Annotated in this window: 2 protein-coding genes and 1 pseudogene; all 3 read left to right on the forward strand. The window is 61.4% G+C overall.

What is annotated here, in order from left to right:
* Positions 1–317, forward strand: a pseudogene (locus K675_RS33700) (methyl-accepting chemotaxis protein); the annotation flags it as partial.
* 3 nt (positions 318–320) lie between these two features.
* A complete protein-coding gene (locus K675_RS0119180) occupies positions 321–842 on the forward strand; it encodes a chemotaxis protein CheW (RefSeq protein WP_017905103.1) in 522 nt (173 codons plus the stop codon).
* A gap of 29 nt (positions 843–871) precedes the next feature.
* Positions 872–1,815 (forward strand): MCP four helix bundle domain-containing protein (locus K675_RS0119185; protein ID WP_017905104.1); only part of this gene is annotated, 944 nt, incomplete at its 3' end.

Below are 1,815 nucleotides of genomic sequence, written 5' to 3' on the forward strand. Positions count from 1 at the left end.
CCGACCTGGTGCAGGAGATCGCCGCCGCCTCGGAAGAGCAGACCTCCGGTGTCAGCCAGATCAGTGCCGCCATGACCCAGCTCAGCGATATCACCCAGCAGAATGCGGCCGCCTCCGAGGAGCTTGCAGCGACGTCGGAGGAAATGACCGTGCAATCGAACAACCTGCAGGAACTGATGCGCTTCTTTCAACTGGCCGACACCGGCAGTCTGGGAAGCGTCTCGCCTCTGCAGCCGCCCTCGAGGCAAGCCTACCGTAGCGCCCCGACACCTCACATCGACGAGCAGGACAGTGGTTTTGTCCGCTTCAGGAACTGACTCATGAACATCGACCTGACACTGCCCGCCACCGAAGAACAACCGCGCCAGTACCTGACCTTCAGGGTGGGGCGTGACCTGTTCGGCGTAGCCACCCGCTACGTGCGGGAGATTCTCGAGTTCCACGCCATCACCCAGGTGCCGATGATGCCGCCACTGGTTCGCGGGGTGATCAACCTGCGGGGCGCCGTGGTGCCGATCATCGACCTGGCCGAGCGCTTCGGCCTCGGCAATACCGAACTGGGCTCACGCACCTGCATCGTCATCGTCGAGCTGCAGGACAGCGATGAGGTCCAGTTGATGGGGGCCCTGGTGAACTCGGTCAACGCCGTCACCGAGATCGAATCGCAGTGGCTGCGCCAGGCTCCGGCCTTCGGCAGCCGCGTACCGCCTGAATACATCGAGGACCTGGCCCGTGTGGACGAACGCTTCCTCACCCTGCTGCGCATGGAGCAGGTGCTGAACGTCGACCAGATCGCCTCGCTGGCCGGCCAACGCAATACCTCCCGACTGTCTCTCATTTGATCGCGCAGATGCGCACAGGAGTTATGAACATGACTATCAGCAAGAAAATGATCCTCCTGGTGATGTCTGCCCTGCTCGGCATTCTCCTCCTCTCGGGGATTTCCTATCAGCAGATGAATCAGGTCTTCACCGCCGCCAACTTCGGCAACGAAAACTCGGTACCGAGCATCGTGGCCCTGAACAAATTGCGTAACGCGGTGAACACCGAGATTCAACTGGTCTACAGCCACATCCTCACCACTGACGACAAGGCCATGGCGGATATCGATACCGCCATCAAATCCACCAAAGGCGACGTCCAGGCCGCAGTTGACAAGTACGCCCAACTGCTTGCGGATGAGCAAGATCAACAACTGCTGGATGCCGACCGCAAGGCGATTGCCGACCTGGTCCAAGGTGAAGAGGCCATCCTTGTACTCTCTCGTGCCAATCGGAACGACGAAGCACGGGATGCCATGATCGGCCTGACCCGGAAAGTGCTCGAACCACTGCGCGAGATACTCAACAAGCACCGCGACTACAACGTGAAGATGGCCGAAGATGCCGCCCAGCGGGCCGATGCCACCCGTCATCAGGCCGCGCTGATCTCCATCACCGTGTCGATCATCACCCTGGTGATCATTGCCCTGTTGGGCGGCTTCATCACCCGCAACCTGTTGCGCCAGCTCGGTGGCGAACCTGCCTATGCGGCCGAGGTGGTCAGCCGCGTCGCCGCCGGCGACCTCACCGTCGAAGTCCAGACCAAGAGCGGCGACACCAGCAGCATGCTGGCCGCCATCAGGGATATGACGCAGAAACTCGGCCAGATCATCGGTGAGGTACGCAGCAACGCCGACGCCCTGAGCAGTGCTTCCGAGCAGATTTCCTCCACCGCCCAGAGCATGAGCCAGGGGGCCTCCGAGCAGGCCGCTTCGGTCGAGGAAACCAGTGCCTCGATGGAGCAGATGTCCGCCTCCATTGCCCAGAACACCGA

Source organism: Pseudomonas fuscovaginae SE-1 (assembly GCF_000364705.1).
Lineage (GTDB): Bacteria > Pseudomonadota > Gammaproteobacteria > Pseudomonadales > Pseudomonadaceae > Aquipseudomonas > Aquipseudomonas fuscovaginae_A.

What these genes read in the sequence shown, in the direction of transcription:
- K675_RS0119180 (WP_017905103.1), top strand. Translation starts at nt 321, where the DNA reads ATGAACATCGACCTGACACTGCCCGCCACCGAAGAACAACCGCGCCAG.